The organism is Faecalibacterium sp. IP-1-18 (genome assembly GCF_023347355.1).
GTDB classification, from domain to species: Bacteria; Bacillota; Clostridia; order Oscillospirales; family Ruminococcaceae; genus Faecalibacterium; species Faecalibacterium prausnitzii.
Window position 1 is genome coordinate 967,349 of the sequence record NZ_CP094472.1, and the last position, 17,162, is coordinate 984,510.

Annotated in this window: 14 protein-coding genes, 2 tRNA genes and 1 riboswitch; of the genes, 11 read left to right on the forward strand and 5 right to left on the reverse strand. The window is 60.1% G+C overall.

Going from position 1 to position 17,162, the window contains the following annotated elements; translation table 11 throughout:
• The first annotated feature begins 16 nt into the window (after positions 1-16).
• Both MTP43_RS04700 and MTP43_RS04705 read left to right on the forward strand, forming a co-directional pair.
• Positions 17-90 (forward strand) — tRNA-Gln (locus MTP43_RS04700).
• A gap of 31 nt (positions 91-121) precedes the next feature.
• Positions 122-197, forward strand: a tRNA-Pro gene (locus MTP43_RS04705).
• A gap of 105 nt (positions 198-302) precedes the next feature.
• On the opposite strand, the gene MTP43_RS04710 is transcribed toward MTP43_RS04705, so the two are convergent.
• The 5 genes from MTP43_RS04710 to MTP43_RS04730 all read right to left on the reverse strand — a co-directional run bounded on the left by MTP43_RS04710 (position 303) and on the right by MTP43_RS04730 (position 4,121).
• Positions 303-953 carry an HAD family hydrolase gene (locus MTP43_RS04710; RefSeq protein WP_113621335.1) on the reverse strand — a complete coding sequence of 217 codons (651 nt, stop codon included), beginning with the start codon at positions 951-953 and terminating at the stop codon, positions 303-305.
• Positions 954-968: 15 nt separating this feature from the next.
• Positions 969-1,496 (reverse strand): QueT transporter family protein, encoded by a 528-nt coding sequence (locus tag MTP43_RS04715; protein ID WP_113621334.1) that lies wholly within the window; start codon positions 1,494-1,496, stop codon positions 969-971.
• A gap of 7 nt (positions 1,497-1,503) precedes the next feature.
• Positions 1,504-1,605: riboswitch (PreQ1-III riboswitch) on the reverse strand.
• Positions 1,606-1,837: 232 nt separating this feature from the next.
• The gene (locus tag MTP43_RS04720; RefSeq protein ID WP_005924945.1) at positions 1,838-2,425 is read right to left on the reverse strand and encodes a flavin reductase family protein; all 588 of its coding nucleotides are present in this window, start codon (positions 2,423-2,425) and stop codon (positions 1,838-1,840) included.
• Positions 2,422-3,402, reverse strand: a complete 981-nt coding sequence (locus MTP43_RS04725) for a glycosyltransferase family 2 protein (RefSeq protein ID WP_097778814.1) — start codon at positions 3,400-3,402, stop codon at positions 2,422-2,424. Before MTP43_RS04725 ends, MTP43_RS04720 begins: the two co-directional genes overlap by 4 nt.
• A gap of 38 nt (positions 3,403-3,440) precedes the next feature.
• A complete protein-coding gene (locus MTP43_RS04730; protein ID WP_249235122.1) occupies positions 3,441-4,121 on the reverse strand; it encodes a Crp/Fnr family transcriptional regulator in 681 nt (226 codons plus the stop codon).
• A 186-nt stretch (positions 4,122-4,307) separates the two neighbouring features.
• On the opposite strand from MTP43_RS04730, the gene MTP43_RS04735 reads away from it, so the two are divergent.
• From MTP43_RS04735 to MTP43_RS04775, 9 genes are all read left to right on the forward strand, one after another.
• The gene (locus MTP43_RS04735; RefSeq protein WP_249235123.1) at positions 4,308-5,360 is read left to right on the forward strand and encodes an ABC transporter substrate-binding protein; all 1,053 of its coding nucleotides are present in this window, start codon (positions 4,308-4,310) and stop codon (positions 5,358-5,360) included.
• A gap of 301 nt (positions 5,361-5,661) precedes the next feature.
• On the forward strand, positions 5,662-7,146 hold the full coding sequence (locus tag MTP43_RS04740; RefSeq protein WP_249235124.1) for a C69 family dipeptidase: 1,485 nt from the start codon (positions 5,662-5,664) through the stop codon (positions 7,144-7,146).
• A 285-nt stretch (positions 7,147-7,431) separates the two neighbouring features.
• Positions 7,432-8,187 carry a DeoR/GlpR family DNA-binding transcription regulator gene (locus MTP43_RS04745; protein WP_249235125.1) on the forward strand — a complete coding sequence of 252 codons (756 nt, stop codon included), beginning with the start codon at positions 7,432-7,434 and terminating at the stop codon, positions 8,185-8,187.
• Positions 8,184-9,089: a 1-phosphofructokinase gene (gene pfkB / locus MTP43_RS04750; RefSeq protein WP_249235126.1), complete on the forward strand. Its 906-nt coding sequence runs from the start codon at positions 8,184-8,186 to the stop codon at positions 9,087-9,089. The genes MTP43_RS04745 and pfkB overlap by 4 nt, the downstream gene beginning before the upstream one ends.
• A 30-nt stretch (positions 9,090-9,119) precedes the next feature.
• Positions 9,120-11,048, forward strand: coding sequence for a PTS fructose transporter subunit IIABC (locus MTP43_RS04755; RefSeq protein ID WP_249235127.1), 1,929 nt, complete (start codon positions 9,120-9,122; stop codon positions 11,046-11,048).
• Positions 11,049-11,310: 262 nt separating this feature from the next.
• Entirely contained in the window at positions 11,311-12,804 is a 1,494-nt protein-coding gene (locus tag MTP43_RS04760; protein WP_005924974.1) for a DUF1846 domain-containing protein, read from the forward strand.
• Positions 12,805-12,943: 139 nt separating this feature from the next.
• Complete coding sequence (locus MTP43_RS04765) at positions 12,944-14,314, forward strand: sodium-dependent transporter (RefSeq protein ID WP_097784931.1); 1,371 nt, start codon at positions 12,944-12,946, stop codon at positions 14,312-14,314.
• Positions 14,315-14,377: 63 nt separating this feature from the next.
• Positions 14,378-16,117 carry an adenine deaminase gene (gene ade, locus MTP43_RS04770; RefSeq protein WP_097782444.1) on the forward strand — a complete coding sequence of 580 codons (1,740 nt, stop codon included), beginning with the start codon at positions 14,378-14,380 and terminating at the stop codon, positions 16,115-16,117.
• 181 nt (positions 16,118-16,298) lie between these two features.
• The gene (locus tag MTP43_RS04775) at positions 16,299-17,069 is read left to right on the forward strand and encodes a formate dehydrogenase accessory sulfurtransferase FdhD (RefSeq protein WP_113621332.1); all 771 of its coding nucleotides are present in this window, start codon (positions 16,299-16,301) and stop codon (positions 17,067-17,069) included.
• The last annotated feature ends 93 nt before the right edge of the window (positions 17,070-17,162 follow it).

Below are 17,162 nucleotides of genomic sequence, written 5' to 3' on the forward strand. Positions count from 1 at the left end.
TGACACAACCGAATATTGGGGATTTGCATAGTGGTAGTGCGGTAGACTCTGACTCTACTTGTGGGAGTTCGATTCTCTCATCCCCAACCAGTTACCGCAGCCGAATAAGCTGCGGTATTTTCGGGGCATAGCGCAGTTGGTAGCGCGCCTCGTTCGGGACGAGGAGGCCGTGGGTTCAAATCCCGCTGCTCCGACCAAAAAGACCAGTACACATTTGTGTATTGGTCTTTTTTTGCTTTTGCGAGAACAGGCTGTAAAAAAGTGGCTCGGAAACACCGACAGGCGTTTCTGAGCCACTGATATTATATCGTTTCCAGCAGTGCGGGCAGCTGGGCAAGGTCGTCGATGACGTAGGGACTGGCCTTTTCCAGCCGGGCGCGGGACTGGTGCCCGCCGGTGTACAGCACACAAGTTGCACCGATGGCCGCAGCCACCGCGGCATCGTGGTCGGTGTCGCCGACCATCACACAGGCCGCCGGGTCGATGCCGGTGCGGCGCAGATAATCGGTGCCAAGCTGTACCTTGCTTACGCCGTAAATGTCCGCAAGGCCGAGCAACTCGGTAAAAAAGCCTTGCAGACCCCGGGCGGATACCTGCTCGATCAGGTAATCACGGCGGGAGGCGGAAAGCACAGCCTGCTGCCAGCCCATGCGGGCCAGCGTTTGCAGGGTGTCAACGGCGTGTGCCGTTACAGCGCAGCCGGGCACACCGGCGTTGTAATGCTCCATAAAGCGGGCGGCAAGTTCCGGGTAGGGGTGCCGCGCAAAATCGAATCCGGCACAGCGGTAGTAGTCCTCGATGGGAAAGCCGAACAGCTCCCGATAGGCTGCCAGATCGTACCGCTGGGGGTAGCCGTGGGTCTCCAGCATCCAGTTCAGGCATTCGTGGGTAAAATCCACATCGTCCATCAGGGTACCGTTCCAGTCCCAGAAGATCATACCGTTTGGCTGCATGGAAACCTCCTTGCGTTATTCCGTCACAAACACCTTGCGCAGCGCGGCGTTGCTCTCGATCAGCTTTATCAGCACAACGCCCAGCACCGTGCAGCTGATCAGCTCGCCGATGCCAACCGAGATGCCGTTGGTGATGCAGGCCAGCCAGATGGGGGCGCTGGACGTGGGGTCCGGGAACATCACGGCGATCTCAATACCGATGATCACGGCGTTGAACAGCACCGGGGGCAGGCTGGCGGCAATGGCCAGACCCTTGAAGCGCACATTGCGCAGCTTGTAGGTGACCAGACAGGCCAGCAGGGTGGCCAGCGTGCCAAAGATCACATCCACGATGGTGGAGCCCAGCAGGTTTGCCAGGAAGCAGCCCAGCACCACGCCTACGATGTACTCGGCACCGAACACGGGCAGCAGGCACAGAGCCTCGGCCACACGCACCTGCACAGCACCATAGGAAAGTGGCTGCAGTGCCAGACACAGCACCACATAGATGGCTGCCACTACACCGCAGTGCACCAGCTTACGGACGGAAGAATTCTGATTCATGATAATACTCCAGCGGTTTGATTTTGACCGCACAGGAACCGCCAGCTCCTGTGGGTTTTGCCCGGCGCCGCTCGAGTGGCACCGGGGAGCCTAAAATCCTAAGTTGCTCTTTGAGGATACTGTACAAAAAAGCACAGCAGTAGGGAGTATATCACAAAATCGGACGGAATGCAACGGGAATCGGACGATTGAAAATGCCTGCCGCGCTGCTCTGAGCAGATTCAGCAGAAAGAAAGCTTTTATTATAGAGCCGAAGCTGCTGCCTGCGAAAATGGAAAAAGCTGAGCACCTGACTTTCTCGGATGCTCAGCCTTGCTGTACTTGTTTTTGCGGAGTTGCTTTTACTGTTTCTTGCGTTTTGCGGGCTTTTTCTTCCGCACGCTGTAACCAAAGGTGCCCAGCTTTTTGCCAAGGGCCAGATACTCGCCGTGGCTGTACACGATGAGGTTTGCCTTATCTAGACACAGCTTGCCTTTTTCGTCCAGCAGGCTCTCGTCCACATCGCAGGCCACCACCTCGGCCAAAAACAGGTCGTGGCTGCCCAGCGGGATGCGCTGGGTGATGCGGCACTCCAAGTTGACCGGGCTTTCTTCCAGCACGGGGCAGTCGGTCAGCACGCTGCCGGGGGCGGCGTGCAGGCCGCAGGCAGCAAACTTGTCCACCTCGCGGCCGCTCTTCACGCCGCACCAGTCGATGGCACGCACCAGCTTTTCGGTGGGCAGATTGATGGCGAACTGCCCGCTCTCGCACAGCAGCTGATGGCTGTACCGCTCCGGGCGCACGCTGATGGATACCATGCTGGGCTGGGTGCAGATAGTGCCTGTCCAGCCGATGGTGATAAGGTTGGGCTTATCCAGCCCGCCGCAGGATACCAGTACCGGCGGCTCCGGGTTCAAAAGGGTGCTGCCCTTCCAACTTTGCTTGCTCATCCGTGATATTTCCTTTCGTAGGGAGCCCATGTGCGCTCCGAGATGATATAGCGCGGGCGGGCCTTTGTTTCCATATAGATCTTGCCGATATACTCACCGATCACGCCCAGACACACCAGCTGCACACCGCTCATAAAGCAGACGATGCAGACGGTGGAGGCCCAGCCTGCCACGCTGCTGCCCATGGCAGCGCACACGATGGCCCAGATGACCCCGATAAAGCTGACAAGGCTCACCACGATGCCCGCTCCGGTGATGATGCGGATAGGCTTGTTGGAAAGGCTGGTAATGCCGTCAAAGGCCAGCGCCAGCATCTTGCTCAGGGGGTAGTGGCTCTCGCCGGCCAGGCGCTCGTGGCGCTCGTAGGTGACCACATCGTGGGCAAAGCCCACCAGCGGCACCATGCCCCGCAAAAAGATGTTGACCTCCTTGTAATCCGCAAAGCTTTCCAGCACGCGGGTGCTGATCAGGCGGTAGTCTGCGTGATTGAACACGATATCCGCGCCCAAGGCGTTCATCACATGATAAAAGCCCTCGGCGGTGAACCGCTTGAAGAAGGTGTCGGTGTCCCGGCGGCTGCGCACACCGTACACCACCTCGGCACCGTCCAGATACTTTTTCACCATCTCATCCATGGCGTTGATATCGTCCTGACCGTCGCAGTCGATGGAGATGGTGATGTCGCAGCTGTCGCTGTGCAGCGCCTCCATCAGCCCCGCCAGCACGGCGTTCTGGTGGCCGCGGTTGCGGCTCTGGGAAATGCCGATATAGTGCTCGTCCTGTGCGGCAAAGCCTTGGATCAGTTCCCACGTTTTGTCGCGGGAGCCATCGTTGACAAAGAGCACCCGGCTTTTATCGCTGACCAGCCCCTGTGCGGTCAGACTGTGGATCTTTTCCAGAAACATGGGTGCTGTAATGGGCAGCACCTGCTCCTCGTTGTAGCAGGGGATCACGATCCAGAGTACGGGCTTGGACATTGTTTTATCGCTCCTTATTGATAAAAGTAGTCAGAGGGTCACTGCACCATCTGCTGCAAGGCATCCGGCTCCAGCAGCTTGAAGCTGCTGCGGTAGGTGTCGATGAGCCCTTCCTTCTGCATGGTGCTCAACTCCCGGGAAAGGGCGCTGCGGTCGCAATTGAGGTAATCCGCCAGCTGGATGCGGGAGAAGGGGATGCTGAAGGTCAGGCTGTGGGCGCGGGCGGCCTCGCTGAGCAGATAGGCTGCCACCTTGGCGCGCAGGCTTTTCATCACCAGCAGGTCGATGCGGCGGGAGAGGGAAAAATATTTATCGCTGATGGTGCGCACAAGGTTCTGCACCACCCGCTGGTGGGCGGGGCTGCCGTCCGAGAGCAGCAGCCGCTCGTAGGGCAGCAGCAGCACCTCACAGGGGGCGGCAGCCAGCACGGTGACCGGGCTGGACAGGCTGGAGCCTCCCAGCACGTCCCCGAACACCCCGCCCGGCTCTACCTGGGCGATGGGGATGCGCACCCCGCCCGGTGCCGGGCGGTAGGCCTCCAGCTCGCCGGACAGCACGATGCCCACCCGGCGGCTGGGCTCCCCCGCCAGCACAAGGGCTTCGCCCTTGCCGTAGCTGCGCACACTGCCCCCCAGCCTGGACAGCAGCGTGCTGAGCTCCGCAGCGGAAAGACCTGCGAACAGCGTGGTGTTTTGTAACAGCGGCAGATAATTATTCATCGCAACTCCGCAGAGAAAACAACGTTCTCTGCAGCCTCCTGCAATTGCGTTGCACACGCAACGGTATTTTTACCCCTATTATAGTAAACTGGAACGCGCAAAGCAAATGATTTTGCAAAATTTTTCAAAAAAGACCGGTTTCCGCTTCCCGTACCGGGGTGTGCCGGGTGTGAAAAGGAGTATATCATGAAAAAGATCCTGTCCTTACTGCTGGCGTTCAGCCTTGCACTGAGCCTTGCAGCCTGCGGCGGCAGCGCAAGCTCTGCCGTTTCCAGCACGGCGGTGTCCGAAGCTGCTTCCTCTGCGGCTGCTTCTGAGGAAGAAACTGCTGCGCCGCTGTCTGCTACAGAGCCGCTGCGCATCGCCGGGCTGAAGGGCCCCACCACCATGGGTCTTGTCAACCTGCTCTCAATGGAGCAGGCCGGCACTGCCGCCATGGACTACGATTTGCAGCTTTACGGCGCTGCGGATGAGATCGTGCCGCTGCTCATCAAGGGCGAGCTGGACATGGCCGCTATCCCGGCCAATCTGGCAGCGACCCTGTACCAGAAAACCAACGGCGGCATTCAGGCCGTGGCAGTGAACACCTTGGGCGTTCTGTATGTGGTGGAGCAGGGCGACACCGTCCACAGCATGGCAGACCTCAAGGGCCGCACCATCCTGTCCACCGGCAAGGGCACTACCCCGGAGTATGTGCTGCGCTATCTGCTTACCTCCAACGGCCTTGACCCGGACAAGGATGTGGACATCCAGTATTACAGCGAAGCCACCGAGGTGACCGCCCAGATGGCCAGCACGCAGGACGCCATTGCCGTGCTGCCCCAGCCCTATGTGACCGCCGCCGGGCTGAAGGACGACACCCTGCGGATAGCCCTTGACCTGACCGCCGAGTGGGACAAGGTGGCAGACACCCAGCTGATCACCGGTGTGACCGTGGTGCGCAAGGCCTACGCAGAGGAGCACCCGGATGTGGTAGCCGCCTTTCTGGCAGACTATGCCCAAAGCGTGAACGCCGCCAACACCGATCTGGACGGCACCGCCGCTCTGTGCGAGGAGCAGGGCGTGGTGGCAAAAGCCGCCATCGCCAAAAAGGCACTGCCCAACTGCAACATCGTCTGCCTGACCGGCGAGGAACTGAAGGCGGACGTCTCCGGTTACCTGCAGGTGCTCTACGATGCCGACCCCGCCGCCGTGGGCGGTACGCTGCCCGGCGAGGACTTCTACTGGACAGCCCAGTAACAGCCTGAAAAAAGCATTCCATCTCCCGCCGCTCTGCCGTGGTACGCAGCGCGGCGGTTTTTGTTTTGGAACGATGTACCCCTTCCGTCTTGCCGCTTCGCGTCAAACCACCTTCCCCAAGGGGACGGCTTTTGGCGGTAGCGGGAAAGTTTCCGGCATAGCGCAAAGGCGTCCCCTTGGGGGAGCTGGCGAACGTAGTGAGCCTGAGGGGGTACAATAAGGATTTCAGCTCGTCCCGGTTGCAATTCCGCTGCAAAAGTTCTACAATAGAAGCACATTATAGAATATGGAGGGAAAACCTATGGCTTGCACTACCATTCTGGTCGGCAAGGCAGCATCGTACGATGGCTCTACCATGATCGCCCGCAACGATGACTCCGGCTCCGGCCATTTCACCGCTAAAAAATTTACCGTGATCCACCCGGAGGATCTGCCCAAGACCTACCGCAGCGTCCTCTCCCATGTGGAGATCCCCCTGCCGGAGGGCGCACTGCGGTTTACCGCCATGCCCAACGCCGTGGAGGGTAAGGGTATCTGGGCGGCTTCCGGTGTCAACGCCGCTAACGTGGGCATGACCGCCACCGAGACCATCACCTCCAATCCCCGCGTGCTGGGCGCAGACCCGCTGGTGGAGTATCAGCCCGCCAAGGGTGAAAAGCCCGAGGTGCCCGGCGGCATCGGCGAGGAAGATATCGTCTATCTGGTGCTGCCCTACATCCACTCTGCCCGCGAGGGCGTGCTGCGTCTGGGCAGCCTGCTGGAGCAGTACGGTACTTACGAGATGAACGGCATCGCTTTTCAGGACGTAAACGAGATCTGGTGGCTGGAGACCATCGGCGGTCACCACTGGATCGCCCGCCGCGTGCCGGACGATGTGTATGTGGTCATGCCCAACCAGCTGGGCATCGACACCTTTGATCTGGAAGATGCCTTCGGCGCACAGGAAAACTACCTCTGCTCCGCCGACCTGCGGGAGTTTATTGCCAAGAACCACCTCGACCTCTCGCTGGACGGCGCACTGAACCCCCGGGACGCCTTTGGCAGCCACGATGACGCCGACCACGTTTACAACACCCCCCGCGCATGGTATATGCTGCGCTACCTCAACCCCCGCACATGGGTGTGGGAGGGTGCCGATGCTGACTACACCCCCATGTCCGATGACCTGCCGTGGTGCATGGTGCCGGAGCGCAAGGTGACCCCGGAGGACATCAAGTATATGCTGTCCAGCCACTATCAGGGCACCCCCTACGACCCCTACCTGAGCTACGGCGACAAGTCCGCAAAGGGCGCGTACCGTTCTATCGGCATCAACCGCAACGACTTTATGGCGCTGCTGCAGATGCGCCCCGACCAGCCGGAGGAGTCCCGCGCAGTGGAGTGGGTGGCCTATGCATCCAACGCTTTCAACACCATGGTGCCCTTCTACGCCAACGTGGAGCGCACCCCGGAGTATCTGGCAAACACCACCGGCACTGTGTCCACCGATAACTTCTACTGGACCAGCCGCCTGATTGCCGCCATGGCAGATGCTTCCTATAACAAGTCCCTGTTCCACCTCGAGCGCTACGAGGAAGCCGTGCTCTCTGCCGGCCGCGCACTGGTAAACCAGTACGATGCAAAGCTTGCCGCCGAGCCGGACGCTGCCCGCCGCGCCGCCCTGCGGGAGGAAGCCAACACCGCCATTGCCGCCATGCTGCAGGAGAAGGCCGCCGACACGCTGGACAAGGTCCTGTTTGAGCTGAGCAGCCAGATGAAGAACGCCTACTCCCGTTCGGACGCCTGATTGAAACCAGCCTGAGCACCAAAACCGGTCACGACCGGTCAAATAAACGCAGAAAAGACCACCGCATACCCAAGTGCGGTGGTCTTTTTTTGGCGTAAAGACACTCTTGTATCCTAGATGTTAGCAACCGTGCACAAAAATCGAGGACATTTTTTGTGAGCGAAAACGACTAAAAATGATTGATTTTGACTGATTTTTTGCTATAATAAAGCTACAGACAACCAAAACACGCCAAGACCGTGCAAAACCGGTCAGACGTGGGAAGGAAAGAAGGGGAAAGACACCATGCTGGCAGAGGAACGTTTTGCACTGATCTTAGAACAGCTGAACGAAAAGCGCACCGTGACGGTGCAGCAGCTGTGCGAAGCGCTGCACACCAGCGAATCCACCATCCGGCGCGATCTGACCGAGCTGGATCGGCAGGGCAGGCTGACCAAGGTGCACGGAGGGGCTACCCTGCCGGACAGCCGCTTTCTGGCAGACGAGCCTACCATGGAGGCTAAGGAGACGCTGGCGGTAGCCGAAAAGCGCAGCATTGCCGCAGCCGCCGCAGCGCTCATTGCTGCCGAGGATTTTGTATTCATTGATGCAGGCACCACCACGCTGGAGCTGGTGCGGGCGCTGACGGGTGCGGCGCTCAAGGCCACCTATGTGACCAACGGCGTGGCGCACGCCCGGCTGCTGGCGCAGAAGGGTTGTCGGGTGTATCTTCCCGGCGGGCTGCTGCGCCCCCAGACCGAAGCCATCGTGGGCGCTCCGGCGGTCAGCAGCATCCAGCAGTATAACTTCACCAAAGCGTTCATGGGTGCCAACGGCGTGGCGCTGGAAGCGGGCTTTACCACCCCGGACCCCGAGGAAGCCGCCGTAAAGGCTGCAGCCGTCCGCCGCGCCCGGGAAAGCTGGTTCCTTGTGGATGACGCCAAATTTGCTAAAATTTACCCGGCGGTCATCACGGACCTGCACGGCGGTGCCATCCTGACCAACCGCTGCCCGAACCCGAAGTATAAACAGTATACCTTTGTAAAGGAGGCAGAAGCATGATTTACACCGTTACCTTTAACCCGGCCATCGACTACGTTGTGCGTCTGGACGCACCGCTGGAGGTGGGCGCAGTGAACCGCGCCCAAGGCGAGGATTGCGTGCTGGGCGGCAAGGGCATCAACGTGTCCGGCGTGCTGGCGCAGCTGGGCTGCGAGAGCGTGGCACTGGGCTTTGTGGCCGGGGAGACTGGCGCATGGCTGGAGCGCGGTCTGGCGGCACAGGGGCTCAAGACCGACTTTGTGCATCTGGAAAACGGCATGACCCGCATCAACGTCAAGATCAAGGCCGGGCAGGAGACCGAGCTGAACGGCGCAGGCCCTGCCATCCCGGAAAGTGCGTTGCAGCAGCTGGAAGCCCAGCTGGACAAGCTGACCGAGGGGGATATCCTTATTCTGGCAGGCAGCATCCCGGCAAGCCTGCCGCAGAGCGTCTACGAGCGGCTGCTGGCGCGGCTGCAGGGCAGGGGCGTGCGCGCCGTGGTAGATGCCACCCGCGACCTTCTGGTAAACGTGCTGCCCTACCACCCCTTCCTCATCAAGCCCAACAACCATGAGCTGGGCGAGATCGTGGGCAAGGTACTGACAACTGACGCAGAGATCGTGGCAGCTGCCCGCACTTTGCAGGAAAAGGGCGCGCGCAACGTGCTGGTAAGCATGGCCGGGGACGGTGCGCTGCTGCTGGACGAGCAGGGACAGGTGCACCGCATCGGCTGCCCCAAGGGCAAGGTGGTCAACAGCGTGGGCGCAGGCGACAGCATGGTGGCCGGTTTTGTGGCCGGGTATCTGCAAAGCCGCAGCTACGCGCAGGCGCTGCGTCTGGGCACGGCCTGCGGCAGCGCAACGGCTTTCAGCCTTGGGCTTGCCACAAAGGAAAAGATCGACGAGCTGCTGGCGCAGCTTTGATAGGATAAAAGGAACAAAGGAGGAACGTTTATGCGCATTACCGAGTTATTTACCGCACAGTCCATTGCGCTGGACGAAGCGCTGCAGACGCAGGAGGAGATCCTGAGCCGTCTGGTGGAGCTGCAGGCTACCCATGGCAACATCACCGACAAAGAGGCTTACAAAAAGGCACTCTACGCCCGCGAGGCCGAGGGCTCTACCTATGTGGATAACGGCATCACTGTGCCCCACGCCAAGACCAATGTGGTTACCCGCCCCAGTCTGGCCGCCCTGCGGCTGAGCACCCCGGTGCAGTACAACGCCGAAGATGACGGCACCACCGACCTGCTGTTTGCCATTGCCGCACCGGAAAACGGCAGCCTGCATGTGGATATGCTGGCCCGCATGATGCAGATGCTGATGAACGAGGACTTTGTGGAAAAGCTGAAAGCCGCCAAGACCCCCAAGGAGTTCTTGGAGTGCATCGACGCACAGGAGGAAGCACAGTTCGGTGCAGAGAGTTTTACCCAGCAGGCCATCCCGCAGGACGGCTACCGCATTCTGGCTGTGACCGCCTGTGTCAACGGCATTGCCCATACCTACATGGCGGCAGAAGCACTGACCAAGGCCGGAGACAAGCTGGGCCTGCCCACCAAGGTGGAGACCAATGGTTCGGACGGCGCAAAGAATATCCTGACCCGCGCCGAGATCGCCGCCTGTGACGGTATTATCGTAGCAGCGGAGAAAAAGGTGGATACTGCCCGCTTCGACGGCAAACCGGTGCTGTTCACCCGCGTGGACGACGGCATCCATAAGCCGGAGGAGCTCATCAAGAAGATTGCCCACGGCGAGGTGCCTGTGTTCCACGCCGAGGGCGGCGCAGCAGCCGAGGACGACACCGCCGGTAAGGACAGCTTTGGCCGCAGCCTGTACAAGAACCTGATGAACGGCGTTTCCCATATGCTGCCCTTCGTGGTAGGCGGCGGCATCATGATCGCGCTGGCCTTCCTGCTGGATGATTACAGCATCAACCCCGCAAACTTCGGCATGAACACCCCCGTTGCCGCCTTCTTCAAGACGGTGGGCGGCGCAGCCTTCGGCTATATGCTGCCCATTCTGGCAGGCTTCATCGCCATGTCCATCGCCGACCGCCCGGGCTTGGCCGTAGGCTTTGCCGGCGGCGTGCTGGCTATGAACGGCACCAACTTCACCGACCTTGCCGCAGGCAGCACCACCGGCATCTCCGGCGGCTTCCTTGCAGCGCTGCTGGCCGGTTTTGCAGCGGGCTACATCGTGCAGTTCCTTAAAAAGATCACCGAAAAGCTGCCCGCCAGCCTGAACGGTATCCGCCCCATGCTCATCTACCCGCTGGGCGGCATTCTTATCGTAGGTGCGATGATGTGCGCCGTGAACCCGGTCATGGGCATGATCAACACCGCCATGACCGACTGGCTGAACGCACTGGGCGGCAGCTCCAAGGTGCTGCTGGGCGCCATCGTGGCCGGTATGATGAGCGTGGATATGGGCGGCCCAGTCAACAAGGCAGCCTACGTCTTTGGCACCGCAGCTCTTGCCTCCGGTAACTACGAGGTGATGGCCGCCGTCATGGTGGGCGGCATGGTGCCTCCCATTGCCATTGCCCTGTCCACCACCTTCTGCCCCCGCAAGTGGACGTTGGACGAGCGCCGCAACGGCATTGTGAACTACGTCATGGGCCTGTGCTTCGTGTCTGAGGGCGCTATCCCCTACGCAGCAGCCGACCCGCTGCGCGTCCTGCCCAGCTGCGTTGTCGGCTCTGCAGTCGCCGGTGCGCTTTCCATGACCTTCGGCTGCGCACTGCGCGCACCCCACGGCGGCATCTTCGTATTCCCGGTGGTGGATCACGCTGCGCTGTACTGCGTGGCGCTGGCTGTGGGCAGTGTGCTGGGTGCAGTGATCCTGAGCCTTATCAAAAAGACCCAGCCCGCCGAGGCAAAGTAACAAGTCATTTTCTTCTCCATACGGATAGTTCTTCATAAACGCAAAGGGGACTGCCGCACACCGCGGCAGTCCCCTTTGCGTTTTGCGCAGGCACCATTTTCACAAAAAACGGGACAATATACCGCCCAAAACGGCCTATCCTGCCGGAATTGCGTTCAGCGCTTTGTTTTGCATTGCACCCCACCCCGGGCTGTGGTATACTTATATTCGTGATTTTAAAGCCCGGGTATGGTGTGCCGGGCCACCAGAGAGGAAACGAACGATGAAAATAGGATTTGACAACGACAAATATCTTGCGATGCAGTCCGAGCATATCCGCGAGCGCATCAAGAAGTTTGACAATAAGCTGTATCTGGAATTCGGCGGCAAGCTGTTCGACGATTACCACGCCTCCCGCGTGCTGCCCGGCTTTCAGCCGGACTCCAAGCTGCAAATGCTTTTGCAGCTCAAGGAGCAGGCCGAGATCGTCATCGTCATCAGCGCCGAGGACATCATCAGCAGCAAGGTGCGCGGCGACTACGGCATCACCTACGATCTGGACGTGCTGCGTCTCATCGACGCTTTTCAGGAGATGGGGCTGTATGTGGGCAGTGTGTGCGTGACCAAGTACACCGCCGCCGCCGAGGTGGAAGCCTTTGAAAAGCGGCTGAACAGTCTGGGCATCCGCACCTTCCGCCACTACAAGATCCCCGGCTACCCCAACGATGTGGCCCGCATTGTCAGCGACGAGGGCTACGGCCGCAACGAGTACATTGAGACCGAGCGCCCGCTGGTGGTCATCACTGCGCCCGGCCCCGGCAGCGGAAAGATGGCCGTCTGCCTGTCCCAGCTGTATCATGAATATAAGCGGGGCGTCAAGGCCGGTTACGCCAAGTTCGAGACCTTCCCCATCTGGAACATTCCCCTGAAGCACCCGGTCAATCTGGCCTACGAGGCTGCTACCGCCGACCTGAACGATGTGAACATGATCGACCCCTTCCATCTGGAAGCCTACGGCGTGACCACCGTGAACTACAACCGCGACATCGAGATCTTCCCGGTGGTGAACGCGATGTTCGAGCTGATCGCAGGCCAGAGCCCCTATAAGTCCCCCACGGACATGGGCGTGAACATGGCCGGCAACTGCATCGTGGACGACGCAGTCTGCTGCGAGGCCTCCCGCAAGGAGATCGTGCGCCGGTACTACAAGTGCCTGTGCGAGCAGAAGATCACCGGCACCGCCAAGGAGAGCGAGCGCTACAAGCTGGAGCTGCTGATGAATCAGGCTGGGCTGACCATGGGTGCACGCGAGGTGGAAAAGCAGGCACACGCCCGCAGCGAGGCCACCGGCGGCGCACCGGCTGCTGCCATTGAGCTGAGCGACGGCACTGTCATCACCGGCAAGACCGGCCCGCTGCTGGGCGCTACCGCAAGCGCCCTGATCAACGCGCTCAAGTATCTGGCGGGCATCCCGCAGGAGACGGATCTGGTCAGCGCCGCTGCCATCGAGCCCATCCAGACCCTCAAGACCAACTATCTGGGTGGCAAGAACCCCCGTCTGCATACCGACGAGATCCTGATCGCCCTGTCCAGCTCTGCCGCTTCCAGCGAGCTTGCCGCAGCAGCCATGCACCAGCTGCCCAACCTCAAGGGCTGCGATGTGCACTCCACCGTTCTGCTTTCCAGCGTGGACAGCAGCACCCTGAACCGTCTGGGAATGTACCTGACCTGCGACCCCGTCTACGAGGAAGAGGATCGCAAGTACCATAAGCTGTAAAAATAAAAAGAAACTGGTAAACACCCCGGTCAGCGCCGTCAGGCGCTGACCGGGGTGTTATTGCTTGCCAGTTGTACGCAGTTGTGGTACACTTGTTCTGCTTAATTTTTATAGCAGATAGGAAAAGAGGAACAACAACATGGAACAACAACACAAGCGCAGCGCATTCTCCGGTAAGATCGGGTTCGTGCTGTCTGCCGCAGGCGCTTCGGTGGGTCTGGGCAACATCTGGCGCTTCCCGTATCTGGCAGCCAAATACGGCGGCGGCATTTTTCTGCTGGTATACATTCTGCTGGCAGTCACCTTTGGCTATACCATGATCGTGGCCGAGACCGCGCTGGGCCGTATGACCCACAAAAGCCCGGTCAGCGCCTACGCCCACTTCGGTAAGGGCAAGGGAATCCGGTTCGGTGGTTGGATCAACGCCATCATCCCCATTTTGATCGTGCCGTATTATTCGGTCATCGGCGGCTGGGTCATCCACTATCTGGCCGAGTATCTGTGCGGCCGCGGCAGCAATCTGGCAGTGGACGGCTACTTCTCCGCCTTTATCACCAACGGCTTGCAGGCCGAACTGGCCTTTTTGCTGTTCAGCCTGTTCACGCTGGGCATTATCTTTGCCGGTGTGCGCAACGGCGTAGAGCGCGTCTCCAAGGTGATGATGCCGGTGCTGGTGGTGCTGTCGCTGGTCATTGCGGGCTACTCTGTCACCCGTCCCGGTGCACTGGCGGGTGTGAAGTATTTTCTGGTGCCCAACCCCAAAAACTTCTCCTGGATGACCGTGGTCACCGCCATGGGGCAGATGTTCTACTCTCTGTCCATCGCCATGGGCATTCTGGTCACCTTCGGCTCCTATATGAAGAAGGATGTCTCTATCGAGGAGTCCACCGAGAACGTGGAGGTGTTTGATACCGCCATTGCCATCATGGCTGGCCTGATGATCATCCCGGCGGTGTTCGCCTTCTCCGGCGGCGACCCGGACACCCTGCAGGCCGGTCCTGCGCTGATGTTCATCACCATCCCCAAGGTGTTTGCCAGCATGGGTCTGGGCACCGCGGTGGGTGTGCTGTTCTTTGTGCTGGTGCTGTTTGCAGCGATTACCAGCTCCATCGCCCTGACCGAGAGCGCTGTCTCCACCTTTGAGGACGAGCTGGGCTGGGACCGCACCCGCTCCACTGTGCTCATCGGCGCCATCATGGTGGCGCTGGGCAGCCTGTCGGCGCTGGGCTACGGCCCGCTGGCCGGGGTGACCGTGTTTGGGATGCAGTTTTTGGACTTCTTCGACTTTTTGACCAACTCGGTCATGATGCCTATTGCCGCCATTGCCACCTGCCTGCTGGTGTCCCGCGTCATCGGCGTGGAGCAGATCGCGCAGGAGGTGGAGCAGGACGGTCAGCGCTTCCGCCGCAAGCCGGTGTTCAATTTTATGATCCGCTGGCTGTGCCCCATTTTTGCAGCCATCATTCTGGCAAGCTCGGTGGCAAACGCCTTTGGCTGGATCGCCATGTAAATGAAAGAAAACAGATTTTCCGGCAGCAGAACGCAGGCTTTTTAACAGGACAAGGGGGCCCTTATGAAAATGGAAACCTTGAAGCAGCAGATCCTGACAGCAAAGGGTGACGTGCGGGCAGAGCTGGTGCTGAAAAATGCCCGGGTCATCAACGTGTTCACAAACGAGATTGAGCAGGCCGATGTAGCCATCCGTCAGGGGGTCATCCTTGGCGTGGGACACTATACCGGCGAGACCGAGCTGGACTTGCAGGGCAAGTATGTCTGCCCGGGGCTTGTGGATGGGCACATCCACATTGAAAGCTCCATGCTCTGCGGCCCGGCCTTTGAACAGGCGGTGCTGCCCCACGGCACCACGGCGGTGGTCACCGACCCGCACGAGATCTCCAATGTAGCCGGTACGGCAGGGCTGGACTTTATGCTGGAGACTACAAAAGATCTGGCGCTTTCGGTCTACTTCATGCTGCCCTCCTGCGTGCCTGCCACCGGGCTGGACGAGTCCGGCGCGGTGCTGGAAGCGGAGCAGCTGCGCCCCTACTATCAGCAGCCCCGGGTACTGGGGCTGGCTGAACTGATGAACTCCTACGGCACAGTGCGCGCGGACGAAAAGATCCTGCAAAAGATCTGTGACTGCACCGCTGCGGGTAAACGCATCGACGGGCACGCCCCCTTCCTCAGCGGGGAGGAGCTGAACGCCTATATCGCCGCCGGGGTGCAGTCCGACCATGAGTGCTCGGACATCCATGAAGCCATGGAAAAGCTGCGGCGCGGGCAATACATCATGGTGCGGGAGGGTACCGCAGCCCAGAACATGGAAAGCCTGCTGCCCCTGTTCCGGGAGCCCTATTGCAGCCGCTGTATGCTGGTGACCGACGATAAGCACCCCGGAGACCTGTTGCAGGGCGGGCATATCGACTATATCATCCGCAAGGCCATTGCCGCCGGGGTAGACCCGGTGGTGGCAGTGCGGATGGGCACCCTTGTCCCGTGTCAGTACTTCGGTCTTGCGCACAGCGGCGCGGTAGCCCCGGGCTATACCGCCGATTTGATCGTGCTGTCGGATCTGGAACAGTTCACGGTGGAGCAGGTGTATAAAAAGGGCAAACTGGTGGCGCAGCAGGGCAGAATGCTGCACCCCGCCGCCCTTACTGTGGACAAGGCACGCTTTGCGCGGGTGTTCGATTCCTTCAACATGGATGAGATCACCCCGGAGCAATTGCAGCTGAAGCAGACCGGCACCCGGCAGCGAGTGATCTGTCTGACCCCGCACGCCCTGCTGACCACTGAAAAAATCGTTCCGTTCTGCCAGCATCCGGGCACAGCGCCCGGCGTGGACGTGGCGCAGAAAATCGTCAAGCTGGCGGTGTTCGAGCGGCATCACCGTTCCGGCCATGTGGGCTTGGGCTTTTTGGGCAACTACGGCCTGCAATGCGGCGCGGTGGCTTCCAGCATTGCCCACGACTCCCACAACCTCATCGTGGCGGGCACCAACGATGCCGACATGGTGCTGGCGGGCAACACGGTGCGCAAAAATAAGGGCGGCCTTGCCTTTGCACTGAACGGACAGGTGGTAGGGGAGCTGCCGCTGCCGGTGGCAGGGCTTATGAGCACCGAGAGCGCCGAATCCGTGGAGGAAAAGCTGCAGGCGCTCAAGGCGGCACTGAAAGCCCACGGCATCTCGGAGGACATCGACGCTTTTATGACCCTTGCTTTTGTAAGCCTGCCGGTCATCCCGAAGCTGCGGCTGAACACCTACGGTATCGTGGATGTGGATGCCCAGCGGATCGTCCCGGCGGTGTTCTGAGAACACGGTCTGAGAGGAACGGCCTTTAAACCTGACGTTTTGATCGCAATGCCGGACAGTCTGCAGGCTGTCCGGCATTGCGTTTTACGGCAAGAGGACTCTTGACTTTTTGCCACAGAACCGGTATGTTGATACTGTCCGTCTGACACACAGCATTGCATTTATAATACAAGGAAGCTTTATGAAAAAACGCAGTACACCCTCTTTGCAGATCACCGACCGCTTTGGCGCGCAGACGGCCTTTGCCAGCCTGCGTCTGCCGGACGGCACCGAAGCCACCGTACCGGCAGAGCACGCCGCCGCCATTTATGTCAACGAGCAGCCCGCCTTCCGGGTGGTATGCACCCCGGCGCTGCTGCCGCAGCTGGCCTTGGGGCGGCTGCTCACCGAAGGATGGATCGCGTCTGCGGACGAGGTGGAGCAGATCGCCGTCTGTGCCGAGGGCGCAAAGGTGCAGGTATATCTGCGCCACCCGCTGCCCACTCGCCGTGCCGCCGCGCAGGAGGTTGCCAGCTGCTGCACCGATAATATCGCGCTGGGCAGTCCGGTGGAGCTGTTGCCCCTGCGTTCTGTGCCGGGGCTGGATTTGCAGCCGGAATGGGTGGAGCGCCTGACCGCCGCCATGCACGCCGGACTGCCGCTGTACCGCGCCACCCGGGCGGTGCACAGCTGCTTTGTGCTGCACAAAGGGGAAATTGTTTTTGCCTGTGAGGATCTGGGGCGGCACAACGCGCTGGATAAGGCGGTGGGCTGCGCGGTGCTGGCAGGGCTGCCGCTGGCAGAATGCGTGCTGTACACCAGCGGCCGGGTGCCGCTGGATATGGTGCGCAAGGCCATCCGCGCCGGGGTGCCGGTGCTGGTAAGCAAAAGTATGCCCACCGTGCAATCCGCAGAACTTGCTGCGGAATACGGCCTGCAGCTGGTGTGCGGACGCAAAATCCCTAAAGTTTAAGCAAATATTACAAAAACAATAGTTACAAAACGGAAAAGCCTGTCTGTTTCTGTTGACATACTCCGCGCACGCATGTTAATATATTATCGAAGA

Bases quoted from the DNA above. Each gene is read 5' to 3' on its own strand.
- MTP43_RS04740 (WP_249235124.1), top strand. From the start codon at position 5,662: ATGGCTTGCACTACCATTCTGGTCGGCAAGGCAGCATCGTACGATGGC.
- MTP43_RS04720 (WP_005924945.1), bottom strand. From the start codon at position 2,425: ATGAGCAAGCAAAGTTGGAAGGGCAGCACCCTTTTGAACCCGGAGCCG.
- MTP43_RS04710 (WP_113621335.1), bottom strand. From the start codon at position 953: ATGCAGCCAAACGGTATGATCTTCTGGGACTGGAACGGTACCCTGATG.
- MTP43_RS04735 (WP_249235123.1), top strand. From the start codon at position 4,308: ATGAAAAAGATCCTGTCCTTACTGCTGGCGTTCAGCCTTGCACTGAGC.
- MTP43_RS04730 (WP_249235122.1), bottom strand. From the start codon at position 4,121: ATGAATAATTATCTGCCGCTGTTACAAAACACCACGCTGTTCGCAGGT.
- MTP43_RS04715 (WP_113621334.1), bottom strand. From the start codon at position 1,496: ATGAATCAGAATTCTTCCGTCCGTAAGCTGGTGCACTGCGGTGTAGTG.
- ade (WP_097782444.1), top strand. From the start codon at position 14,378: ATGAAAATGGAAACCTTGAAGCAGCAGATCCTGACAGCAAAGGGTGAC.
- pfkB (WP_249235126.1), top strand. From the start codon at position 8,184: ATGATTTACACCGTTACCTTTAACCCGGCCATCGACTACGTTGTGCGT.
- MTP43_RS04725 (WP_097778814.1), bottom strand. From the start codon at position 3,402: ATGTCCAAGCCCGTACTCTGGATCGTGATCCCCTGCTACAACGAGGAG.
- MTP43_RS04765 (WP_097784931.1), top strand. From the start codon at position 12,944: ATGGAACAACAACACAAGCGCAGCGCATTCTCCGGTAAGATCGGGTTC.
- MTP43_RS04775 (WP_113621332.1), top strand. From the start codon at position 16,299: ATGAAAAAACGCAGTACACCCTCTTTGCAGATCACCGACCGCTTTGGC.
- MTP43_RS04760 (WP_005924974.1), top strand. From the start codon at position 11,311: ATGAAAATAGGATTTGACAACGACAAATATCTTGCGATGCAGTCCGAG.
- MTP43_RS04745 (WP_249235125.1), top strand. From the start codon at position 7,432: ATGCTGGCAGAGGAACGTTTTGCACTGATCTTAGAACAGCTGAACGAA.
- MTP43_RS04755 (WP_249235127.1), top strand. From the start codon at position 9,120: ATGCGCATTACCGAGTTATTTACCGCACAGTCCATTGCGCTGGACGAA.